General features: G+C 69.8%; 19 protein-coding genes and 1 pseudogene. 7 read left to right on the forward strand and 13 right to left on the reverse strand.

Annotation, left to right across the window (positions count from 1 at the left end; all coding sequences use genetic code 11):
* Positions 1-161 precede the first annotated feature (161 nt).
* Complete coding sequence (locus SCWH03_RS12890; RefSeq protein ID WP_254076727.1) at positions 162-1,106, forward strand: D-alanyl-D-alanine carboxypeptidase family protein; 945 nt, start codon at positions 162-164, stop codon at positions 1,104-1,106.
* A 227-nt stretch (positions 1,107-1,333) separates the two neighbouring features.
* On the opposite strand, the gene SCWH03_RS12895 is transcribed toward SCWH03_RS12890, so the two are convergent.
* Genes SCWH03_RS12895 through pdhA form a run of 3 tightly spaced genes read right to left on the reverse strand, consistent with a single transcriptional unit; the run spans position 1,334 to position 5,044 of the window.
* Positions 1,334-2,860, reverse strand: a complete 1,527-nt coding sequence (locus tag SCWH03_RS12895; RefSeq protein WP_173264321.1) for a dihydrolipoamide acetyltransferase family protein — start codon at positions 2,858-2,860, stop codon at positions 1,334-1,336.
* Positions 2,861-2,870: 10 nt separating this feature from the next.
* Complete coding sequence (locus SCWH03_RS12900) at positions 2,871-3,851, reverse strand: alpha-ketoacid dehydrogenase subunit beta (protein WP_173264322.1); 981 nt, start codon at positions 3,849-3,851, stop codon at positions 2,871-2,873.
* Between the two features lie 2 nt (positions 3,852-3,853).
* Entirely contained in the window at positions 3,854-5,044 is a 1,191-nt protein-coding gene (pdhA, locus tag SCWH03_RS12905) for a pyruvate dehydrogenase (acetyl-transferring) E1 component subunit alpha (protein ID WP_173264323.1), read from the reverse strand.
* Between the two features lie 322 nt (positions 5,045-5,366).
* Here pdhA and SCWH03_RS12910 point away from each other — a divergent pair, with 322 nt between their 5' ends.
* Together SCWH03_RS12910 and SCWH03_RS12915 are read left to right on the forward strand one after the other, a co-directional pair.
* Entirely contained in the window at positions 5,367-6,026 is a 660-nt protein-coding gene (locus SCWH03_RS12910) for a response regulator (RefSeq protein ID WP_173264324.1), read from the forward strand.
* 576 nt (positions 6,027-6,602) lie between these two features.
* Positions 6,603-7,838, forward strand: coding sequence for a phosphotransferase (locus SCWH03_RS12915; protein WP_173264325.1), 1,236 nt, complete (start codon positions 6,603-6,605; stop codon positions 7,836-7,838).
* 68 nt (positions 7,839-7,906) lie between these two features.
* Here the strand turns inward: SCWH03_RS12915 and SCWH03_RS12920 are convergent, their stop codons facing one another.
* Complete coding sequence (locus tag SCWH03_RS12920) at positions 7,907-9,538, reverse strand: protein kinase domain-containing protein (protein ID WP_173264326.1); 1,632 nt, start codon at positions 9,536-9,538, stop codon at positions 7,907-7,909.
* Positions 9,539-11,372: 1,834 nt separating this feature from the next.
* Here SCWH03_RS12920 and SCWH03_RS12925 point away from each other — a divergent pair.
* Positions 11,373-11,912, forward strand: coding sequence for a bacterial proteasome activator family protein (locus tag SCWH03_RS12925; protein WP_173264327.1), 540 nt, complete (start codon positions 11,373-11,375; stop codon positions 11,910-11,912).
* Between the two features lie 399 nt (positions 11,913-12,311).
* Here SCWH03_RS12925 and SCWH03_RS12930 read toward each other — a convergent pair whose 3' ends face one another.
* The 7 genes from SCWH03_RS12930 to SCWH03_RS12960 form a co-directional block, all read right to left on the reverse strand.
* Complete coding sequence (locus tag SCWH03_RS12930; RefSeq protein ID WP_173264328.1) at positions 12,312-13,340, reverse strand: NAD(P)H-quinone oxidoreductase; 1,029 nt, start codon at positions 13,338-13,340, stop codon at positions 12,312-12,314.
* 89 nt (positions 13,341-13,429) lie between these two features.
* Positions 13,430-14,236 carry a phosphotransferase family protein gene (locus tag SCWH03_RS12935; protein WP_173264329.1) on the reverse strand — a complete coding sequence of 269 codons (807 nt, stop codon included), beginning with the start codon at positions 14,234-14,236 and terminating at the stop codon, positions 13,430-13,432.
* A gap of 93 nt (positions 14,237-14,329) precedes the next feature.
* Positions 14,330-14,500 (reverse strand): hypothetical protein, encoded by a 171-nt coding sequence (locus SCWH03_RS12940; protein ID WP_173264330.1) that lies wholly within the window; start codon positions 14,498-14,500, stop codon positions 14,330-14,332.
* Positions 14,497-15,618, reverse strand: coding sequence for a radical SAM protein (locus SCWH03_RS12945; protein WP_173264331.1), 1,122 nt, complete (start codon positions 15,616-15,618; stop codon positions 14,497-14,499). The genes SCWH03_RS12940 and SCWH03_RS12945 overlap by 4 nt, the downstream gene beginning before the upstream one ends.
* Before the next feature lie 152 nt (positions 15,619-15,770).
* Positions 15,771-16,007, reverse strand: a complete 237-nt coding sequence (locus SCWH03_RS12950; protein ID WP_173264332.1) for a hypothetical protein — start codon at positions 16,005-16,007, stop codon at positions 15,771-15,773.
* Between the two features lie 205 nt (positions 16,008-16,212).
* Positions 16,213-16,491, reverse strand: a complete 279-nt coding sequence (locus SCWH03_RS30070; RefSeq protein WP_173264333.1) for a DUF7848 domain-containing protein — start codon at positions 16,489-16,491, stop codon at positions 16,213-16,215.
* On the reverse strand, positions 16,491-16,640 hold the full coding sequence (locus SCWH03_RS12960; protein WP_173264334.1) for a hypothetical protein: 150 nt from the start codon (positions 16,638-16,640) through the stop codon (positions 16,491-16,493). Before SCWH03_RS12960 ends, SCWH03_RS30070 begins: the two co-directional genes overlap by 1 nt.
* A 370-nt stretch (positions 16,641-17,010) precedes the next feature.
* Here SCWH03_RS12960 and SCWH03_RS12965 point away from each other — a divergent pair, with 370 nt between their 5' ends.
* From SCWH03_RS12965 to SCWH03_RS12970, 3 genes are read left to right on the forward strand one after another with little or no spacing between them, the layout of a single operon-like run.
* A complete protein-coding gene (locus SCWH03_RS12965; protein WP_254076728.1) occupies positions 17,011-17,727 on the forward strand; it encodes a helix-turn-helix domain-containing protein in 717 nt (238 codons plus the stop codon).
* Positions 17,639-17,842 carry a Scr1 family TA system antitoxin-like transcriptional regulator gene (locus SCWH03_RS29025; RefSeq protein WP_254076729.1) on the forward strand — a complete coding sequence of 68 codons (204 nt, stop codon included), beginning with the start codon at positions 17,639-17,641 and terminating at the stop codon, positions 17,840-17,842. Before SCWH03_RS12965 ends, SCWH03_RS29025 begins: the two co-directional genes overlap by 89 nt.
* Complete coding sequence (locus SCWH03_RS12970; RefSeq protein WP_173264335.1) at positions 17,839-18,042, forward strand: DUF397 domain-containing protein; 204 nt, start codon at positions 17,839-17,841, stop codon at positions 18,040-18,042. Before SCWH03_RS29025 ends, SCWH03_RS12970 begins: the two co-directional genes overlap by 4 nt.
* A gap of 556 nt (positions 18,043-18,598) precedes the next feature.
* Here SCWH03_RS12970 and SCWH03_RS12975 read toward each other — a convergent pair.
* A pseudogene (locus SCWH03_RS12975) lies at positions 18,599-18,985 on the reverse strand (alcohol dehydrogenase catalytic domain-containing protein); the annotation flags it as partial.
* Between the two features lie 10 nt (positions 18,986-18,995).
* On the reverse strand, positions 18,996-20,072 hold the full coding sequence (locus SCWH03_RS12980; protein ID WP_254076748.1) for a potassium channel family protein: 1,077 nt from the start codon (positions 20,070-20,072) through the stop codon (positions 18,996-18,998).
* Positions 20,073-20,082 lie beyond the last annotated feature (10 nt).

Consider the following 20,082-nt stretch of genomic DNA (forward strand, 5'->3'; position numbering starts at 1 on the left):
AAGACGGGATGCGGCCGGGACGGGCGCCGGAAGTGCGCCACGCCGGTGCATCCCTTCACACCCCTCGGACGTCTTCTCTCGGGATCCTTGGTATCCCGAGGGCCCGACCGACGGTGAGAGCCCCCGCATTCCTCGCACACGCGACCATCGGAGCGTTTCCTTTGAAAATCAGCCACAAGGGCGGGCGCCACGCCGCCACCGTCGCTCTCGCGGGCGGTCTGCTGCTGACGGCCTCGCCCCTGGCCGCCCCCGCCCACGCGGCGGCGCCGATCCCGTCCATCACGGCCAAGGGCGGCTTCCTCCTCGACCAGGCGGACGGCAAGGCCGTCTACGGCAAGGCCGGCGGCACCCGCCGCCAGATGGCCAGCACGACGAAGCTCGTGACCGCCATAACGGTCCTCACCATCCCGGGCGTCGATCTGAAGAAGAAGGTCACGGTCAAGGCGGAGTACCGCAACTACGTCGCCCGCGAGGGGGCGAGCACGGCGGACCTGCGCACCGGTGACCGGCTGACCGTCCGCCAACTGCTGTCCGGGCTGATGCTGCCGTCCGGTTGCGACGCCGCGTACGCCCTGGCCGACACGTACGGTACGGGCAGGACGACCGCCGCCCGCACCAGCTCCTTCATCGGCAAGATGAACGCGAAGGCCAAGCAACTCGGACTGGTCAACACCAAGTTCGACTCGTTCGACGGAATCTCGCGCACCGGGAACAACTACACGACCCCGTCGGACCTGGCGAAGATGGCCCGTCACGCGATGGGCAGCGCCGTCTTCCGCGAGGTCGTCAAGCCGAAGTCGTACAAGGCCGCGGCCACGACCAGCACCGGCGGTACCCGCACCTACACCTGGTACAACACCAACAAGCTGCTGGGCTCCTACGGCGGTGCCATCGGGGTGAAGACCGGTACCGGCACGGCGGCGGGCCCCTGCCTCGTCTTCGCCGCGACCCGCAACGGCAAGACCTACACCGGTGTGGTGCTGGCCTCGTCCACCGGCGACAACCGGTTCAAGGACGCGGCGAAGCTGCTCGACTTCGGCTTCGCCTCCGGCAGCGCCCGCACGATGGAGCTGCGCTCGCTCCCGGCCGGCACCCAGCGGGACTGACCGGCAAGCCCGTCGGGACCGCTGGGCGCGGGCCGAGGCAGCGGGTCCCGGGACGGGGCGCCGTCCCGGGACCTTCTCTCGTGCCTGCCGTGCCTGCCGTGCCTGCCGTGCCGCGGCGCAACGGCACAGCCGCGCGGTCGTGCCGCTGCACGGTAGGGCCGTCGTGCTGCAGGGCCGTGGCCCGGGGAGCGCGACCCGCGCGGTCCCGCCTGCCGAACACCGGAGCGTCAGGCCCAGGTGATGAGCCTCTTCGGCTGCTCCAGCACGGCGGCGACATCCGCCAGGACCTTCGAGCCCAGTTCGCCGTCGACCAGCCGGTGGTCGAAGGAGAGCGCCAGCGTGGTCACCTGGCGGGGCTTGACCTTGCCCTTGTGGACCCACGGCTGGAGCTTGATCGCGCCGACCGCGAGGATCGCCGACTCGCCGGGGTTGAGGATCGGCGTGCCGGTGTCCACCCCGAAGACGCCCACGTTGGTGATCGTCACCGTGCCGCCCTGCATCGCGGCAGGAGTGGTCCTCCCCTCACGGGCGGTGGATACCAGCTCACCGAGGGCCTCGGCGAGCTGCGGCAGGGTCTTGTCGTGCGCATCCTTGATGTTCGGCACGATCAGACCACGCGGGGTGGCGGCGGCGATGCCCAGGTTGACGTAGTGCTTGAGCACGATCTCCTGGTTCGCCTCGTCCCAGGCGGCGTTGACCTCCGGGTTGCGCCTGATCGCGACCAGCAGCGCCCTGGCGACGAGCAGCAGGGGGTTCACCCGCAGCCCGGCCATGTCCTTGTCGGCCTTGAGCTCCTCGACCAGCTTCATCGTGCGTGTGACGTCCACCGTGACGAACTCGGTGACGTGCGGCGCGGTGAAGGCCGAGCCGACCATCGCCTGGGCGGTGGCCTTGCGGACGCCCTTGACCGGAACACGGGTCTCTCGGGCTGCGGCCACCGCGGGCCCGGAGGCCGCCGCCTGGGCACCTGCCGCCACCGGTTCCTGCGCCGCGGCGGGCGCGGATGCCTGAACCGGGGCCTGAACCGGGGCCTGAACCGGTGACGGGGCCGGGGCAGGGGCAGGGGCAGGGGCAGGGGCAGCGGCAGCGGCAGCCCGGACGTCGTCGCGGGTGATGATCCCGTCGGGGCCGCTGGGCGCGACCGTGGCAAGGTCCACCCCGAGGTCCTTGGCCAGCTTGCGGACCGGGGGTTTGGCCAGCGGGCGGGGCGCGGCGGGCGCCGCGGTCCCGTGGCCGTTCAGCTCGGCCGGCGCTGCCGCGGCGGCCTCGGTGCGCCCGGCCGACTTGGCCTGGCCCCCTGCGGAAGTGCCTTTGCGCGGGCGGCGCTTGGTGGAGGACTCGGCGACGCCGTAGCCGACCAGCACGGGCTGGCGACCGGTGGGCTTGTCCTTCGCCCCGGCCTCCGGCTCGGCGGTCGCGACCGCGGAACCGGCGGCCGCGGCCCCGGCGGCTGTCGGCGGCGTCGGCTCCTCGGCCGGGCCGGAGCCCGGTGCCACGTCCACGGTGATGATCGCGGTGCCGACGTCCACGGTGGCGCCCTCGTCGAAACGGAGCTCGTGCACCACCCCGTCGTAGGGGATGGGCAGTTCCACCGCGGCCTTGGCGGTCTCGACCTCGCACACGACCTGGCCGTCGGTGACGGTGTCGCCGGGCTGGACGTACCACGTGAGGATCTCGGCCTCGGTGAGCCCCTCGCCCACGTCGGGCATCCTGAACTCGCGGAAGCGCGTGGAAGCGTCAGTCATCGTCGTCACGACCCTCTCCTCAGTACGCCAGCGAGCGGTCGACGGCGTCGAGCACCCGGTCCAGTCCCGGAAGGTACTCCTCCTCCAGCCGGGCCGGCGGGTAGGGGGCGTGGAATCCGCCGACCCGCAGGACCGGCGCCTCCAGGTGGTAGAAGCACCGCTCCGTGATCCGGGCGGCGATCTCCGCGCCCGATCCGTAGAACACCGGCGCCTCGTGGACGACGACCAGCCGGCCGGTCCTCTCCACCGAGTGCTGCACGGCGTCGAAGTCGATCGGGGACATCGAGCGCAGGTCCAGGACCTCGACCGACTTGCCCTCCTCCTCGGCGGCGGCCGCGGCCTCCAGGCAGACCTTCACCATCGGGCCGTAGGCGGCGAGGGTGATGTCCGTGCCGGGGCGGGCGACCCGGGCGGCGTGCAGCGGGTCCGGGATGGACTCGGTGTCGACCCCGGCCTTGTCCCAGTAGCGCCGCTTGGGCTCGAAGAAGATCACCGGGTCGTCGCTCTGGATGGCCTGCTGCAGCATCCAGTAGCCGTCGGACGCGTTGGACGGCGACACGACCTTGAGGCCGGCGACGTGGGCGAACAGCGCCTCGGGCGACTCGGAGTGGTGCTCGACCGCGCCGATGCCTCCGCCGTAGGGGATGCGGACGACCACCGGCAGCTTCACCTTGCCGAGCGCGCGGGCGTGCATCTTCGCGAGCTGGGTGACGATCTGGTCGTACGCGGGGAAGACGAAACCGTCGAACTGGATCTCGACGACGGGGCGGTAGCCGCGCAGCGCCAGACCGATCGCGGTGCCGACGATGCCGGACTCCGCGAGCGGGGTGTCGATGACCCGCTCCTCGCCGAAGTCCTTCTGGAGCCCGTCGGTGATGCGGAAGACCCCGCCGAGCTTGCCGACGTCCTCGCCCATGACGAGGACCTTGGGGTCGGTGTCGAGAGCCGTGCGCAACGACTCGTTGAGCGCCTTGGCGAGCGACATCTTCTCTACGGCCATGGCTACTTGCCCTCCTCGGCACCGGCGGCGGAGCTGCTGTCCGGCTCCGTGCCGAACGACGCCTGATACGCGGCGAACTGCGCGCGCTCCTCGTCGACGAGCGCATGCCCGTCGGCGTAGACGTGCTCGAACATCGCCATGTCGTCCGGGTCGGGCATGGCGCGCACCGCCTCCCGGACGCGCTTGGCGAGCGCGTCGCTCTCCGTCTCCAGCCCGGTGAAGAAGGCCTCGTCGGCGTGGCCCTGGTCGGCCAGGTACTTCCGCAGCCTCAGAATGGGGTCCTTGGCCTCCCAGGCCGCCCGCTCTTCGTCGTGGCGGTAGCGGGTCGGGTCGTCCGATGTGGTGTGGGCGCCCATGCGGTACGTGAATGCCTCGACCAGCGTCGGGCCCTCCCCGCGGCGGGCGCGCTCCAGTGCCGACCGGGTCACGGCCAGGCAGGCGAGCACGTCGTTGCCGTCGACGCGGACACCGGGGAATCCGTAGCCCTGGGCTCGCTGGTAGAGCGGTACCCGGGTCTGGCGCTCGGTGGGCTCGGAGATCGCCCACTGGTTGTTCTGGCAGAAGAACACGACCGGGGCGTTGTAGACCGCGGAGAAGGTGAACGACTCCGCCACATCGCCCTGGCTGGAGGCGCCGTCACCGAAGTAGGCGATCACCGCGGAGTCCGCGCCGTCCTTGGCGACGCCCATCGCGTACCCGGTGGCGTGCAGTGCCTGCGAGCCGATGACGATCGTGTACAGATGGAAGTTGTTGCTGCCGGGGTCCCACCCTCCGTGGTTCACCCCGCGGAACATCCCCAGCAGATTCGTCGGATCGACGTCCCGGCACCAGGCGACCCCGTGCTCGCGGTAGGTCGGGAAGACGTAGTCGTCGTCACGCAGGGCGCGGCCGGAGCCGATCTGGGCGGCCTCCTGGCCGAGCAGCGAGGCCCACAGGCCCAGCTCGCCCTGGCGCTGCAGGGCGGTGGCCTCGGCATCGAAACGGCGGGTGAGCACCATGTCCCGGTAGAGGCCGCGGAGGTCCTCGGGGCCGAGGTCGGCGACATGGCGGTCGTAGTCCGGGTGGGTCACCCGCTCGCCCTCGGGCGTCAGCAGCTGTACGAGCTGGGGCTCGGAACCCGTTGGCTTCTTCGCGGCGCTGACGCGCTTACTGCTGCGGCGCGGTTTGCGCGCGGCAGTGTTCTCCACGGTCACGTGCGTGCTCCTCCGTCTGTCCGGCCCCCGGGGTCCGCCGGGGTCCAGTGCGGCTCGCCTGTCTCCCTACGGTGCACGGGGTGGGTGCGGCTCGGCCGGGAACAGGCGTGACAGGTGCCCCGGCGAGCGCCTGCCAAAGGCACGTTACCCAGTGGGGAGCATTCCTGCGAAACCCCATGTGACCTGCGATTTTGCTTGGATTTCCAAGTAAATCGAGAGAATACGGGAACAACCACTGGTCACAGCCTTGCGACTGCCGGAACACCGGCACGTTATCCCGGTCACCCCGGCATGGGAAGAGCGAGCATGTGAGACTTGGGCCGTGCACGAAAAGGGAAATATCACCGTATTCCTGGTCGATGACCATGAGATCGCCCGTCGCGGCGTGTACGAGCTGCTGTCCACCGAGGACGGCATCGAGGTCGTCGGCGAGGCCGATACGGCGGCAGAAGCCCTGGTCAGGGCCCCTGCACTAAACCCGGATGTGGTGATCATCGAAGTGCACCTCCCCGACGGCAGCGGGGTCGAGGTCTGCCGGGAGATCCGCTTGCGGAACGAGGACACCGCCTGCCTGATGCTCACCACGCAGGCGGACGACGAGGCGCTGTTCGACGCGATCACAGCCGGGGCCTCCGGGTACGCGCTCAAGACGATCCGGGGCGCCGAGCTGCTGGCGGCGGTACGCGATGTGGCGGCAGGCAGATCACTGCTCGATCCGGCCGCCACCTCTCGCGTCCTGGAGCGCCTGCGCGACGGGAACACCCCCAGGACCGACGAAAGGCTGGCGAGCCTCACCGAGCAGGAGCGCAGGATCCTGGACCTGATCGGCGAGGGGCTCACCAACCGGGCCATCGGCGAGCGCCTCCACCTGGCCGAGAAGACCATCAAGAACTACGTCTCAGCACTGCTGTCGAAGCTGGGGATGGAACGGCGCTCCCAGGCCGCGGCCTATGTCGCGCGGCTCCACGCCGAGCGGCACTGAACCGGGCCGCGCCGAGGCAGCCGGTACGGGACCGAGGCCCGCAAGGACCGGCCTTGCCGCACCGGGCCGCGCGCTGCACCGGACCTTGCCGGACCGCGCCGCACCGGAGCGAAGCATCGGCCCGTCCGCGGGGGGCGCTTCCCGGCGGGGCCGTGTGGACGGGATCCGGTCCGCGGCTCCGTGCGCCCGCACCGCCCGGCTTCGACGGCTTGGACTCCACCCGGTCGGGCCCGGGCCGTACGGGTGGAGCGGCGCCCGGTCGGGCGGCCGTGTCAGGCAGCCGGGTGGACGCCCCGGGTGGGCGACCCGGGTGGACGACCCGGGTGGACGAACACGCCAAGCTGCTCCGGGCCGGGCCATGGGGGGGCCGGGCCGTGCCGGACCCGGACTCCTGGCGGGGGGGGCGCGAGCACCCCCGCGCGCGGCCTCCGACGCAGGGCACCGCCCGGTGCTGTGGCGCACACACCCTCCGAGCCGGCCTCTCTGCGCGTTCCAGCCCGATTCACCACCGTACGCACCCGCACCTCGCCCGGGCAGCGACATCGGCGACACGCTGAGTGATCTAACATCTGAAGAGTGCCGCGCTCATCTGCTATTGCCCCACCCTCTGCCCCACCCCCTCTCGCCGCGCTACTGCGCCGGTACGAGGACACCGGCGAACCCCTCACCTGCGAACCCGTCACCCAGGGCCTGCTGAACCGCGGGTACCGGCTCGCCACCACGCGCGGTGCCTACTTCCTCAAACAGCACGTCGACGAGCCGACCGCGGACCGCGCCACCATCGCCCGCCAGCACCGGGCCGTGCAGCGCCTCCAGACGCTCGGCGTACCCGTCGCCCCGCCCGTGGCCGACAGGTCCGGCGACACAGTGGCCGTGATCGGCGGCCACTGCTACGCCCTGCATCCCTGGGTGGACGGACGGCACCGCCGGGGTGCCCAGCTCACCACCGTCGAGTCCCGCCGCCTGGGCGGGCTGCTCGGTCTGGTCCACACCGGCCTGGAGCGGGTCATGGACGCGGACAGGCACGCGGACAGGGACGCGGACAGGAATACGGACAGGAATACGGATACGGACGCCGGCGGGTTCGCCGGCACGGGCACGGGCACGGGCAGGCGCACGAGCACCGGCACGGGCGGGTATGCGAACACGAGCACCAGCGGGCACCCCGGCCCGGCCGGCATCGACACGGAGGGGTCCGGTTCCCGGAAGCACTCGGGAACGTTGCGCCCGCACGAGAGCGCGGACCCGGAGGAGACCTCCGCGCTGATCGACACGCTGCTGGTGCTGGCCCGCGCCCACCGTCCGCGGGACAGCTTCGACGCGCTCGCCGAGTACCGGCTGCTCGAGCGCCGGGCCCTGCTGGAGGGCCATGCACACCGGCGGCCGCCGGCGGCGGCCGCCGGCGGCTGGGTGCACGGGGACTTCCACCCGCTCAACCTCCTCTACCGCGGCGACCACAGGGGCGCGGAGCCGGCCGCGATCGTCGACTGGGACCGGCTGGGCGTCCAGCCGCGGGCCGAGGAGGCGGTACGGGCCGCGGCGATCTTCTTCGTCCGGCCGTCCGGCCGGCTGGAGCTGGGGAAGGTGCGGGCCTATGCGCGCGCCTACCGGCGCGCGGCGGGGGCGGACCCGGCGGAACTCGCCGCCGCAGTGCACCGGGTGTGGTGGGAGCGGCTCAACGACTTCTGGATACTGCGCTGGCGCTACCAGCTGCACGACCGAAGGGCCGACCCGCAGTTCCCCGCGGTGTCGGCCCTGGCGGTGTGGTGGACACAGGAGTACGAGGCGGTGTGCGAGGCCTTTGCCGGATGACGGCGGGGCCCCTCCCGTACCTCGCGGTCAGCCGCCCGTCTCCCGGGAGCGGCGGCTGCGTCCCGAGGTCAGTCGCCCGTGTCCCCGCCGGTGCTACCCGCGTCCGCACCCGCGTCCGTGCCGGTCGTCGTGCCGGCGTCCGAACCGGCGGAGGTACCGGTGGACGTCCCGGTGGAAGTACCGGTCGACGTGCCCTCGCTGGTGCCGCCCTCCGTGGTGCCCTCGCTGGTGCCGCCCTCCGTGGTGCCCTCGCTCGTTCCCTCGGTGGCCCCGTCGGTGGCCCCGTCGGTGGTCGGAGGGGCGCTGGTCGGAGCGTACGTCGGGCTCTGCGGGGCGGACGGCCACCTGTCCCGCGGCGTGGGGCGTTCGGTCTGCTGCCAGCCGCCCTGGTTGCCGTTGGTCCCCTGCTCCGGCTCCTCTTCCTCCTCATCAGGCTCCTCCGACGAGGGGGTCGTCGAGGGGCCGGACGTGGTAGGTGACTCGGAGACCTTCTGGTCGTCCGCCGGCGTCGTCTCGGTGCTGCTGACCTGGTTCAGCGCGAAGGCCACACCCGCCACGACCGCGATCACGGCGAGGGCGACGAACAGCCACGCCTTGCCCCGGCCACCCCCGCCGCCGGGCCCGACCGCGTATGCGCCGTCCTCCGGATTGCGCGGCGGGAGGATGGGGCCCTGCGCGGTCTCCCCGTGGTGCGGGTGACCCATCACCGCCGTCGCGCCCATACCCTGGGCAGGTGTGTGACCCCCGTCGTGCATCACGACCGGGCCCGTGTTCCAGGCTCCCGTGTGGCTGCCCTGCTGCTGGAGCATCTGCAGCCCGTACTGGACCAGCGCCCGCATCTCCTCGGCGCTCTGGAACCGGTCGTCGGGGTCCTTGGCGAGCGCACGCATCGACAGGCCGTCCAGCTCCGGCGGCGCCACATCCGAGACCTCGGAGGGCGGCACCGGCATGTCCTGGACGTGCTGGTACACGACGGACAGCGGCGTCTCACCGGTGAACGGCGGCCGCAGCGCGAGCAGTTCGTACAGCAGGCAACCGGTGGCGTACAGGTCGGAGCGGTGGTCGACGGCCTTGCCGAGCGCCTGCTCGGGCGAGAGGTACTGGGGAGTGCCCATGACCATGCCGGTCTGGGTCATCGTCGTCGAAGCACCGTGCAGCGCGCGGGCGATGCCGAAGTCCATCACCTTGACCGCGCCGCCCTTGGTGATGATGACGTTCGCCGGCTTGATGTCTCGGTGGACGATTCCGTGCTGGTGCGAATAGGCGAGGGCCTCGAGGACACCGGAGACGATGATGAGCGCCTGTTCGGGCGGTGGCGCCTCGGCGTTGATCAGCAGGTCGCGGATGGTGCTGCCCTCGACCAGCTCCATCACGATGTACGGCACGGGCTGGCCGTCCACCATGTCCTCGCCGGAGTCGTACACGGCCACGATGGCATGGTGGTTGAGGCCGGCGACGGATTGCGCCTCGCGCGTGAAGCGGGCCTTGGAAACCGGGTCCTCCGCCAGATCGGCCCGGAGCAGCTTCACCGCGACGGTGCGGCCGAGCCGGACGTCCTCCGCCGCGAACACCTCGGCCATGCCGCCCCGTCCCAGACGGTGGGTCAGCCGGTAGCGGCCGTCGCCGACGACCTTTCCCACACCCCAGGCGTCCGCAGCATCCGACACTCCGCCGCCATGTGGTTCGGATTCGGGTGCCATCTGTCCTCGCCGTCGTGTCTTGCCGCGCCGCGCGCTGCGAGCGGCATCTGCCGGTGGTTCGACACGCCACGCTACAGGCTCCCGGTACCACGCCGGTCCGAGATGGACCGGCCATCAGACCCGCTACCCCCGCGCGGGAGCACATCGCGACCGGTTCGTGCAGCGCCCGGTGGGGTCATCGGCCGGTTCCCCGCGCGGGGCGCGGCCGTGGTCCCGGCGACCCGGCATCCGAGACCACGGGCGCCGGCGGGCACCCGGAGCCACGGGCACCGGCCGGGCGCTCCCGTACGCCGTACAGCTGCCTCAGCCTCGCCGGTGCGCTCCCGGCTTGCGCTCATACCGGCCGCTCCCCACGAAGCGACCCGCATCCCTCTCCCTCATCCGGGATGCCGGAACTTCACCACCATGTGACGCTAAGCCCGGAACACCCTTAATGGGCCCTCAGTACCCAAATCCCGAAACCCTCCAGAACACCCAGAACACCCGGAGCACCGGCCTCCGGTAGCCCCGGCAGCATCGGCCCCGCCCTCCGCACCCTCCCCAGCCGCCCGCATCGACGAAACGACCACAGCGCAACAAGTCCGGCACCTTCGATCTCTCCGGCAAGCCCACCCATGTCGACGGCCTCAACGACCGCGACAACCGCGACAACCGCGACGACCCGGCTCGGGAGGGGGTCACCCTTGACTCCGAAGCTCCGCGCACGCTGTGTGACGACCCTCGCGGCGCTGGTGCTCGCCCTGCCGGTGGCGACCAGCGCGTACACCGAGGGTCCCCCTGCCCACGCCGGGGAACCGCGCGGGGACGGCGGGAGCCAGGGGCGGCAGACCAGCGACGGGGGAGACGGGGGCGACGAGGGAGACGGGGGCGACGGCCGATACGACGGACAGCGGCGGGAAGGCAGCCCCGGGCCCGGTGGAGCACGTCGGCGCGGCGGTGGGGAAGAAGGGAGCAGCCGGTCCGGCGGCCCCGGGCAGCGCGAGGGCGCACGGTACGGCGACGGTGCGGGACGGCACCCTCACCACACGGGCACCGGGGGGCACGGGCGCTCCCGGGGGGCGGCCGGAGACGCTGGAGCAGCCGCCTCCGGCCGACCGGCACCCGGCCACGGCAGCCCCGCGTACGGCGCACCGGCGGCTTCGCGGATCACCGGCAGCGCCGCAGCGCGGCCGGGCCCCGACGCGGGGGGCGACCGCCCTCCTGCGGCCACCCGGCGCCCCGGAAGGCCCCACACTCCGCCACCGCAGCAGGGCGCCGAACGGCCCTTCCCGTCGCCCACCGCCTCACTCGCCGGACGTCATGCGGGTGAGGGCCGGTTGCGCCCCGGCCGGACGACCGGCCCCTCGATCGGTTCACCGGCATCACCCGATCGGCCCCGTGACGGCCGCGGCTTCCACGACGGGGACCCCGGTGAGGTCCCGGACGAGGCCCCGGACGAGGCCGCAGACGATCGGCGCGACCACGGCCGCGAGTCCGGCGAGAGCGAGGTGCCTTTCGACGGGGAGGCAGGTGAGTTCCGTCCCCTGCCCGACCCCTCGGCCCCATCAGGGTCCACCCCCGCCGACGATCCCTCGCCCGCCGCCGCGGGCGAGTCGCACCCGTATCCCGTGTCCCAGCCACTCGAGCGCCAGACCCCGTCGCTCACGCTGGGGGCCGGTTGCGCCCTCATGGGACTGGGGCTCGGTTATATGGGGCTGCGGCTGCGCCGGCACTGAGCCCGGGGCGCACCGGGCGGACCGCATCGTGCCCCCGCGCCGCGGTGGGCCAACTCGATACGCAACCCGATACGGGGGCACACGGTGGGGTGAACCGTATGTGCGAGAGAATGGGCGGCATGGAGATGCCGAGGAGTGAACGGTCGCAGGAGAGCCCCCCGGTCCTGATCGTGGGGCAGAACGGGATGGCGCTGGGCGGTGGCGAAGGTGACGGCGAGGTTCGCGAGGTCCCGGTGACCGAGATGGTCGAACAGCCTGCCAAGGTCATGCGGATCGGCAGCATGATCAAGCAGTTGCTGGAGGAAGTGCGGGCGGCGCCTCTGGACGAGGCGAGCCGGGTCCGGCTGAAGGAGATCCATGCGAGCTCGGTGAAGGAACTCGAAGAAGGGCTGGCGCCGGAGCTGGTCGAGGAGCTGGAGCGGCTGTCGCTTCCGTTCACCGACGAGGTGGTGCCCTCGGAGGCCGAGCTGAGGATCGCCCAGGCGCAGCTGGTCGGCTGGCTCGAGGGGCTGTTCCACGGCATCCAGACGGCGCTGTTCGCCCAGCAGATGGCGGCCCGCGCCCAACTGGAGCAGATGCGACGCGCCCTTCCCCCGGGCGCCACCGGCGACGACGAGCCCGCCCAAGGCGGCCCTGCCCGCTCGGGCCCCTATCTCTGAGGCTCCCCCTGCCGGGGCCTTTCCGTGGGCCTTCCCCGGGCCTTTCCGTGGGCAGCGTCCCGCGCCTCCCGTGGTGGGTGCCGTAGCCGGCTCGGGCCCGTCAGCCCGCCCCGCCGATCGCAGGATCGGCGGGGCGGCAGGCAGCGGACCGGTGAAGCAACGGAGCACGTGCTGTGTGCACACGGTGCCGTGTACAGGCAGGCGTACTGGCTCCGGGGTGCGCCCCTTGACCGGACCGGTTCGGCGCCACCCGGCGCCATCGGACAGCAGCCCTGTGCCCTGTGCCCTGTGCCCCGGGGCAGGATCGCGAATGCCCGCACCCGGGTCCACCCCGGAGGTCCGGCCCACGGGGACTCCCGGGCCCCGGGGGTCGGATCCCCGGGGCCCGGGAGTCCCCGTTCAACGACGGCCGGCAGGCGCCACCAGCAGCACCTTGCCCACATGGGCACCCGACTCCAGGGTCCGGTGTGCCGCTGCCGCCTCGGGCATCGGCAGCACCCGGTCCACCACGGGCTTCACTGTTCCTGCCTCGATGAGCGGCCAGACATGCTCCCGCACTGCGGCGACGATCGCCGCCTTCTCCTGCAGCGGCCGTCCGCGCAGCGACGTCGCGGTCACCGCCCCCCGCTTGCCGAGCAGCATCCCGAGGTTCAGCTCGCCCTTCACACCGCCCTGCAGTCCGATCACGGCCAGACGTCCGTTGGCGGCGAGCGCGCGCAGGTTCCGGTCCAGGTACTTGGCACCGATGATGTCGAGGATGACGTCGGCCCCCGCCCCGTCCGTCGCCTTGCGCAGTTCCTCCACGAAGTCCTGCTCGCGGTAGTCGATCAGGATGTCGGCGCCCAGTTCGGCGCAGCGCGCCAGCTTCTGAGGCCCTCCGGCGGTGACGGCGACGCGTGCGCCCACGGCCTTCGCCAGCTGGATGGCCATCGTGCCGATCCCGCTGGCGCCGCCGTGCACCAGCAGGGTCTCGGCGGGCCGCAGACGGGCGACCGTGAACACATTGGAGCTTGTGGCGGTACCCCCACCCATGAAGATGTTAGACCACACCGTTGCGGTTGCTTCCGGCAGCGCGGCAGCGTCGGCCACAGACACACCGTCCGGTACAGGAAGTACCTGGCCAGCGGGCACGCTCACCTTCTCGGCGTACCCCCCACCACTCAGGAGAGCGCACACCGGCTGACCGACTTTCCACCCGGTGACCCCCTCCCCCAGCGCTGCCACATGCCCGGAGCACTCAAGTCCCGGATACGGCGAAGCGCCGGGCGGAGGATCGTAGAAGCCTTGGCGCTGGAGTAGGTCCGCCCGGTTCACGGCGCTGGCCGTCACATCAATGAGGACTTCCCCCGGCCCCGGTACGGGGTCCGGTACCTCTGTCCATGTGAGCACTTCCGGCCCACCCGGTTCGGTGATCGTGATTGCTTTCATAACCTCACGCTACCCATGACGAAGGCCCCGCCCATGTGCCACGGGGGCCGACGCACGGACGGGGCCGCTGAGGGGCCGCTGAGGGGCGTTCAGACGGCTTTTCGGTACTCCGCCCAGCGTCGGGCAGCGTCAAGGACAGTGGCCGTCCACGGGTCCGGGTCGGCACCCGCGATTTCTTCCCACAGATTTGCGGTCGCCAGCGAGAAAGCCGTCACTGCTTCCGGTGCTGCCGTCTGCCACGCGGGAACACGTGCCGCCCACTGTTCGGCCGACTGGGGTTCTTGCTTGCCTGCCGCCATGAGCCACACCGTCCAGTGGGCAGCGTCCAGCCATGCGGCACCGCGTGTTGCCCAAGCCCAGTCAACGAGAAAGGCGGGGCCGTCCACCATGACGTTCTCGTTGTTCAGGTCTGTGTGAAGCAGGGAGTTGCCCGCGAAGTGCGCAACGTCGGACGGCTTGGCCGCGTACCTCTCAAGACGTTGTTCCGCCTGCCGCAACTCGATTTCGGGGCAGGGGACTTCCCCCAGTCGGCAAAGAAGATCGGCCACTTTGGGGAGGTCCGGCGAACCTGCCGAGTAGTCGGCGTGGTGGCCGTCCAGTACCTCAAACCCCAGGAGCACCCATCCGGCGTCTTCCACCTGCCAGAGAAGCGCGGGCGCGATTCCTCGGAGGTACGGGTTTACTTCGGCTTCCCGGCGCTGAGTCCATACGCGCTTGTGGTCGGTTCTTAGGCCCTTGACGAAGAAGGAACCGCCAGCGGTGAAGATTCGCGCCGCGATTTCGCTATTGAAGCCTTGCCGTACCGTTTCGGTCTTGATGATTTCCCCGGCGCGAGATTCAACGCCAGCAAGTACGGCGGACGGTAGATCATCGAATGACATTCGCTGAGTTGCCACGGTCCCCAGACTCTCATACGACGGCCCACACGGGCCCCGCAGCGCGTGAACGCCACAGAGCCCGTGCGGAGTCCTACGGGTGTACCGGCGCGGTTACCGGTACGGGTTGTCGTCGTTGCAGCCCGGTACGGTGCCTTCGGTCAGCGACTCGACGTCGTCCACGATGACCAGTCCGGCCGGTTCCGGGGTCTTCGGCTGGTCGCCCGTGGCCGGTACCAGGCTCAGCCCCGGGCGGGTGGTGAGTTCGACGGCTACAGCGCTCATTCTGTGTGGTCTCCGTTTCCGTGTTGACAGTAGGTGTTCAGTGGTGCCTTCGCTTCCTGGTACGCCTTAGCGAGTGGCCGACATACCCGGCAGGTTGCCGAGAGTTGGCAGCCGCTACAGCCACCGGAGCGAAGCATTTGGGCGCCTGCGATTGCGGGCAGACGCGAAAGGCCATTTAGTCCCTCAGCCATGAGGCTTACGGGGTTTTCACGGCCGACCTTGCACATGGTGGCGAACCCATAGGGGTCCACGTGAAAGAATGTGTGTCCGGCCGGGCAGCCCTGAAAGACCGTGGACTTGTCCAGGAATCCCGGAGCCTGAGCGGCGAGCGGTTCGGGATTTCCGTCATAGGTAGGCGAGATATTCGCGTATTCGGTGTACGTGGTCGCGTACTCCCCTGCGATTTCCCGCATGGCTTCAACTTCGTGCGCGTTGTGCTTAGTGATGATCAATGCGAGTTCAAGTGAGACCCCCGCCTCTTTGGCAGCCTTGAGCCCCTTCATGAGCAGCTTGTAAGCACCCGGCTTACGCGTGAGGGAATCGAAACTCTCAGCCGTCGCGCCGTACAGGGAAACCGTCACCTTGTGCGGGGGCAGGGACGAAAGAAGCTCGATGGTTTCCGGCCGGTGCAGTCGAGACCCATTCGTCAGAATCTCGATGAGCATTCCCAACCCGAAGGCCGTTCGGTAGGCGTGCGGGAAATCCCGGTCAATTGTGGGCTCTCCCCCGGTGAACTGGAGCCACAACACCCCCGCGTCACGGAGCATGAAGAGCAGCCGGTCTTTCTCTTCGCGCGGCAGACCCTCAAATTTCCGCTCGGCAAGGTAGCAGTGCTCACAGTTGAAATTGCAGCCCTTATTGATCTCCCACGTTGCCCGGCTGTAGTTCAGCGGAGTGAGCGGGCGAACCAGAACGGTTCCCTTGGCCGGGCATCCGGCAATGTCGATTCCCCATGCCTGCCGGGCAGCGTCGGCCAGCCATCCCGGTACCGCCTGCCCGTCGGCCACGGCACCGGCAAGTTCCCGGTGCATGGCGTACGGGACGTGCATTCCCTTACGCGCACCGGGGCGCGCAATGATGAACTTGTCACCTTGCGGACTGGCAATGACCTGGTGCATTGGGGGTTCCTCCGGGGTTGTGGGTCCCCGCCCGACTACGGCTGTCCGTTCACGTAGCCGGGCGGGGCTTGCCCCGCCCCTGCCCTTTCCGATTCGCCGTGGGGGTTGGAGATTCGGTTAGGTTCGGCAGGGGCGGGAATCTGGGGGTGCGGCTACGCTGCCGCGTAATCGGCTTCGCTTAATCGCCATTCGGTGACGAAGTCCAGCATCATCGGGCGGCAGGTGAGAGAGAGAAACAGGTCGGTGTCAGCAAGCCCGAAAATTCTGTCGGGCCCACCAGCGTTGATACTGATGCTTCGGCCGTTCGCCAGTGCGTTCATTTGCTTGCCCTGGTGGTGCATGTCCATGGCCCATTTCCGGAAGATGTTTCCGGGGTTGGGGCTCTCCACGCTGGCAAGGTGCAGGCATTCGGGCGGCAGGGGCCCTACTCCGGGAGTGGGGTCAAGCGCGTTTGCTAGGCGGTGCGCACGACCACGTAACCAACGAATGGCCAGCCGGGGGGGGAGTTGGCCCGGTATCCGCCAAGGAACCATTCCCGTCCGTCCACCGAACTACGGGCGACGAATTCGCACCAGTAGCCTTCAACGTTCGCGGTCACAACCACTCCCCCGGAACGATGCGGTACGGCACACTGGTCACCAGCCGGTACGTCAGATGCTCGCGGTTGTCGCTGCGGTGCTCCCCAACCCAAGTCGCTGCCGCCGCTTGTGCTTCACGGTCGGCCTTTTCCTGAGTCTCCGGGGTGTTCTGCTTCTCGACTTCCACCGGGGGCCCGGATTCACCACATACGGCGCACTGCATGGCGTGCGCCTGGGGTTCTGCGTCGGGTTCGCAGTCTGCCTCAACGCGAAAGCGTCGGAATCGGTATCCCATTACCGCCTGCCCAGTTCCTTGAAGTGCTCTTCAATTGCAGCCCCCAATTCCTCCACCCGTTCGGCCAGCGTGTCGCCGGTAGGTGCTTCGTCGTCCGGCTGGTCATCCGGTCGGGGATGCGGCGAGCGTTCCGGGGCGTTCGCGGTCACCGCTCTGCCCCCTCGCCCTGGTCGGCCCGGTGCAGGTGCCCAGTGATCACCCGGTTGAAGTCGGCAACGCGCTGGGGTGCCCCCTGTGTCCGTGCGGCCGTCCGGCCCCGGTCTGCCGCGAAGCACACGCGGCAGTCAGGATGCGCCACGGGCTCAAGGTCCGGCATGGGCACTGCCGCCGCCAGCTCCTCTACGCCGCGCGGTCGGGCGGGGTTCGTCGGCCGGTCGGTCATGGTGTTGCCGTCCCCTTCGTCTGCGGGTGCTGCTGTCCGTAATGACGTACTCACAGAGTCGGACTTTGGGTCTACGCTCGAAAGACGGCAGCGCTGGACACCGCCAACTGTCCAACGATCAAGGGGCGTTCAGTCGTATGAGTGTCGAAAACGAGAACGATGATCTAGCCGACCCGTCAGCGTCTCCTTTGGTGCACTTTGGCAGCGAAGTGCGCATTGAGCGTGAACGACTTGGTTTGTCTCGCAAGGAGTTAGGCGCGGAAGCGCACTGCGGGTACTCCCTGGTGGCCAAGATTGAGGCTGGCGAGCGCGTACCGGCCTTGGAGTTCGCGGAAGCGTGCGACCGCGTGTTCCCCAACGCCAACGGGCGCTTCGTTCGACTCTGGCCGTTGGCGCTCCGCTACGCGTTCCCGCCCTGGTTCCGTCGGTACGTGGAGCTGGAGGCGAAGGCAACCGTGGTTCGGATGTTCCACCCCACGCTTCTACCGGGGTTGGTGCAGACGCGCCCCTATGCCGAAGCGGTCTTGCGTACCGGTCGGCCGACCAACCTTGAGGACTTGCTGACTGCCCGGATGGAGCGGCAACGCATCCTTGGTCGCGAAGACGGCCCCGCACGCTTGTGGTTGGTGCTGAACGAGAGCGCCCTACGCAACCCCGTTGGCGACGCTGCCACCATGCGTGCTCAGCTTGACCACTTGCGGGACCTTGCCGAGACCCCCCCGGCACCGGGTGCAACTTGTTCCCCAGCACAAGGCGAACAACCTGGTGGTCAGTCCCTTCGGATTGCTCGGGTTCAAGGAGGGGGCCGACGTGGTGCACGTGGACGGCTTCCCAAGGGGGTACATCCTCGCTGAAGAAGCGGACGTTGCGGCGGCACAGGATGCCTATGATCTGCTGACCGCCATGGCCGCGCCGCCGGATGAGACGGCAGACATGATCAACACCATTGCGAAGGACTGTTACTCATGACGCACAACCTCGTTCCCGACTGGACCAGTTCGAGCTACAGCCAGAGCAACGGCGGTGAGTGTGTCGAGTGGGCCCCGGAGTACGCGCGGGCCACGGGCACGTTCCTGGTCCGTGACAGCAAGGACCCGAACGGCCCGACGCTGAACCTCACGGCCGAAGGCTTCGCCGGTCTCGTGGCCTTCGCCAAGACGCACGGCTGACCGGCCGACGCGCACGCCGCCCAGTTCGAGCCCCGCCACTTCACCCCCTTCGGAGTGGCGGGGCTCTTCGCTACCCTGCGTAAAAATTTGGGTCGTCGCCGGCGGAGCTCCCGGGGGGTAAAACGGACATAGAGGGCCCCGAGGCTCTACTTTGCGTGATCACATGGCAGGGGCGCGCACAAGCACCACGCGCCGGAGATCATGGGCTAGGCGACTGGCCAACGAAGGGGACTCAGGGGGCCGCTGATGGGCCGTACGGAGGTTGGCCGGGCCGGTAGGCTACGCCGGTCGGCAAGGGGCTCTCAGGGGCGCTCACAGCGTCCTTCTGGGGACAGTGGATAGGCAGGCTCAGCGCGGCCAGCAAGACGAAGGCGACGGCCGTTGTGACGGCCGCAAGCGCGGAGCGGACGGGCGGGCGGGCGGTGGTTCATGGTTCCCCCTGAGTGGCGGTGACGCAGTCGGCGCAAACGCGTCGGCTTCTCCCCTGAGTTGGTGGGTTGGTGTCTGCCGGTCACGCGGCGAGCGCTCCCCCTGGGGGAGTCGTCACAAGCTCTTTGGACCAGACGGTGCAGGTGACTTCGGGGAGGGCCGCCGCAGTGACCGGATCGAGGCCCCCGGGTACCGGCAGCAGCTGACCGGCAGGTACGGCCACCTTCTCGGCGTATCCACCGCCCGACAGCAGCGCGCACACCTCGTCGCCCTCGCTCCATCCGGACACGCCGGGGCCGACGGACAGGATCCGGCCCGAGCACTCCAGCCCCGGGTAAGGGGACGCGCCGGGCGGTGGGTCGTAGAAGCCCTGCCGCTGGAGGATGTCGGCGCGATTGACCGCGCTCGCGGCAACCTCGACGAGAACCTCTCCCTGGCCGGGTTCGGGGTCCGGGGCCTCCGCCCAGACCAGCGCCTCGGGACCGCCGGGTTCGGGGATCGTGATCGCATGCATGGCCGCGAGGCTACTCCGGCCGCTTGCCGACGCTGCCCCGCACCGCTCCGGGGGGTGCGTTCACCGCCCGCACGATGGTGATGAGTCGGTCCGTCAGCTGGAGGGGGCTGGCCTCGGGGTCGTCGTAGCCGAGCAGTCGATGCCCCCGCAACACGCTCACCACCAGGTCTTCCGTCTCTCTGACACTCTTGCCGACCTCGCTCTTTATCACCGGGCGCTCGACGATATCGAGTCCGGTGCCCTGCTGGATCAGGTCCTCGAGCACCGTGCCCGCGTACGGGCTGAGCACCGAGAGTCCGAGGAGCCGGCCGGCAGCACTGGCGCTGGTGATCACGGCATCGGCGCCCGACTGACGCAGCAGCGGGGCGTTCTCCTCCTCCCGGACCGCTGCCACGATCTTCGCGCCCCGGTTGAGCTGCCGTGCGGTGAGCGCCACCAGGACCGCGGTGTCATCGCGCTGGGTGGCGATGATGATCTGGCGAGCCCGCTGGACCTCGGCACGGAGCAGCACATCGCTGCGCGTCGCGTCACCGATGACTCCGGCGAATCCGTCCGCGTTGGCCGCCTCGACCACCTTGGAACTCGGGTCGACGATGACGACCTGTGACTTGTCCAGGCCGGTCGCACACAGTGTCAGCAGCGCGGAGCGCCCCTTGGTGCCGAAGCCGATGACGACAGTGTGGTCACGCAAGGTGGACCTCCAACGGTTCAGCCGCCACTCCTCCCGGGTCCTCTCGGTGAGGACCTCGAGAGTGGTACCGACCAGAATGATCAGAAAGAGCACGCGCAGCGGCGTCACCAGCAGCACATTGACCAGGCGGGCGGTGTCGCTCTGCGGGACGATGTCGCCGTAGCCCGTGGTCGAGAGCGTCACCGTGGAGTAGTAGACGGCGTCGAGGAAGTCGACCTTCTGGTCCGCGTTGTCATAGTAGCCGCCGCGGTCGAGCCAGACGATGAGGACCGTCAGCACAAGGACGCTCAGGGCGAGCAGCAGCCGCTTGGTGACCTGCCGCAGCGGTCTTTCGACGGTCTGCCTGGGCAGGTGCACCCGCGAGACGGCGACTTGCTCGTCCGCTTGCCGGGCCATGGCGTCATGG

It is taken from the genome of Streptomyces pacificus, assembly GCF_011766325.1.
GTDB classification, from domain to species: Bacteria; Actinomycetota; Actinomycetes; order Streptomycetales; family Streptomycetaceae; genus Streptomyces; species Streptomyces pacificus.